A 2,253-nucleotide genomic window follows, 5' to 3' on the forward strand; every position below is an offset into this window, starting at 1 on the left:
ATAACGACATGAGTATTTCTAAGAATGTCGGTGCCATGAACAAATACTTAACCAAACTAATTTCTGGCAAGGCGTACTCCACCATGAAACATAAGTCGTTAGGCTTTTTGGAAAAAATGCCTATGGTTCATGAATTCGCCAAAAGATCAGAAGAACACCTTAAAGGCATGGTGCTACCCAGCACTTTATTTGAAGAATTAGGTCTGGATTATTTTGGTCCAATCGATGGCCATGATTTGCCAACGCTCATCAAAACGTTAGAAAATCTTAAATTACAAAACAAGCCTCGTTTGCTGCATATTATCACCAAAAAAGGCTACGGACTAGAGCGCGCAGAGCAAGATCCTTGTAAGTTCCATGGTGTAGCACCCGCCCAAACGAGCGCCACTGCTCTGCCCAGCTACAGTAGCATTTTTGGCACTTGGCTTAATAATACGGCCAAAACCAATAAAGATCTAATGGCCATTACCCCAGCCATGTGCACTGGCTCTGGCATGAGTGACTTTGAGCAAAATTTCCCTAATCAATATTTTGATGTAGGCATTGCCGAACAGCATGCCATCACCTTTGCTGGCGGTTTGGCTATCCAAGGCTTAAAGCCTGTTGTATCTATTTATTCCACCTTTCTACAACGTGGCTACGACCAGCTGATTCACGACATTGCTTTGCAAAATTTAGAGGTTGTTTTTGCCATTGACCGAGCAGGGTTAGTAGGTAGCGATGGCGCCACACATGCTGGTAGTTTTGATTTAAGCTTTTTACGCTGTATTCCTAATGTGGTTATTATGGCACCAAGCGATGGTCGACAGCTCTACCAAATGCTAAACCTGGCTTTTTCATCAAGCGGTGTCGCCTGTATACGCTACCCACGCGGTGTGTCAGCTATTGAAGATTATGTTAGCCAAGAGCCTTTAACAATGGGCAAAGCAATCATTGCTCGACAAGGCGTTGATGTGGCTATTTTTGCTTTTGGCACCACACTCGAAGCAGCCCTTCAAGCGGGTGAAAAAATAAATGCCACAGTGGTTGATATGCGTTTCGTTAAGCCGCTAGATGAAGCGTTGATTCTTGAGATTTGTCAAGATCATTCACGTTTGATCAGTGTTGAAGATAACGCTATTAAAGGGGGTGCGGGTAGCGCAATTAGTGAATTTTTACACGCGCAAAAATTAAACAATTCACTTACCGTGTTAGGACTGCCTGATGAGTTTACCGAGCAAGGTTCTCAGAGCGAACTATATGCCCTTTACGGTCTAGATTCTGACGGCATAATTCAAGCTAGTCAGTCATGAAAAAATTTCTTAAGCGCTATAGCCCCAACCCTGAAGAAGTAAAAAACCACAAGCACCTTGGCTGGTTAAGTCAACATTTACATAATGCCAGTTTGTGGAATTTTAACCGTAAATCCATCGCTAGGGCCTTTGCGGTTGGTTTGTTCTGTGCTTTCATTCCGGTGCCTTTTCAAATGCTGTTAGCAGCGCCTGGTGCGGTTATTTTTAGTGCCAACCTACCTTTATCAATCGCTTTGGTTTGGATCAGTAACCCATTAACCATGCCGCCTATTTTTTATGGCTGTTATAAATTAGGCGCCTGGATTTTAGGTGTGGGCATTGAAAAAGATTTTGTCATGTCGCTGGAATACGTTTGGCAGGTATTTGATGTGATCTGGCAACCTTTCTTATTGGGCTGTCTAGTTGTATCAGTCGTGAGCTCAATTATTGGTTATTTTGGCGTACAGCTAATATATCGCTACCGAGTTTACAAGCGCTTTCGCTAACTATAAATTATCCAAATTAAGCTTGAGTTGCGATCGAATTTTAGCTTCAAGTGTATCTACCAATGTCTCATTACTGACTTTTTCATCGGTTTTTCCGTCAACATACATTAGATTTGGCTCGCCACCAGTTAGTCCTACCGAAACCGCCTTGGCCTCACCTGGGCCGTTCACCACACAACCAATCACCGCCGCATCGATTGGATCGGTAATATCTTCTAGGCGTGACTCAAGTTCGTTTACCACCTTAACCACATCAAATTTTTGACGAGAACAAGAAGGACAAGCAATCAAGTTAACACCTTTTTGCCTTAGGTTGAGTGACTTCAGAATGTCAAAACCTACGCGCACTTCATCAACCGGATCAGAGGCTAAAGAGACACGAATGGTGTCACCAATACCTTCTGACAACAACAAACCCAAGCCAATCGCCGATTTAACCGTGCCTGAGCGCAATGAACCTGCCTCTGTAATACCTA

Annotated in this window: 3 protein-coding genes; 2 read left to right on the forward strand and 1 reads right to left on the reverse strand. The window is 43.4% G+C overall.

Annotation, left to right across the window (positions count from 1 at the left end; genetic code table 11):
* The coding region (gene dxs, locus PSN35_RS07190) for a 1-deoxy-D-xylulose-5-phosphate synthase (RefSeq protein WP_300031480.1) at positions 1–1,292 on the forward strand (1,292 nt) is incomplete at its 5' end.
* On the forward strand, positions 1,289–1,777 hold the full coding sequence (locus tag PSN35_RS07195; RefSeq protein ID WP_300031482.1) for a DUF2062 domain-containing protein: 489 nt from the start codon (positions 1,289–1,291) through the stop codon (positions 1,775–1,777). The genes dxs and PSN35_RS07195, both read left to right, overlap by 4 nt.
* Here PSN35_RS07195 and PSN35_RS07200 read toward each other — a convergent pair.
* Positions 1,778–2,253 (reverse strand): flavodoxin-dependent (E)-4-hydroxy-3-methylbut-2-enyl-diphosphate synthase (locus tag PSN35_RS07200; RefSeq protein ID WP_300031485.1); only part of this gene is annotated, 476 nt, incomplete at its 5' end.

The sequence above is a fragment of the Candidatus Thioglobus sp. genome (assembly GCF_028599055.1).
In the GTDB taxonomy this organism is placed as follows: domain Bacteria; phylum Pseudomonadota; class Gammaproteobacteria; order PS1; family Pseudothioglobaceae; genus Thioglobus_A.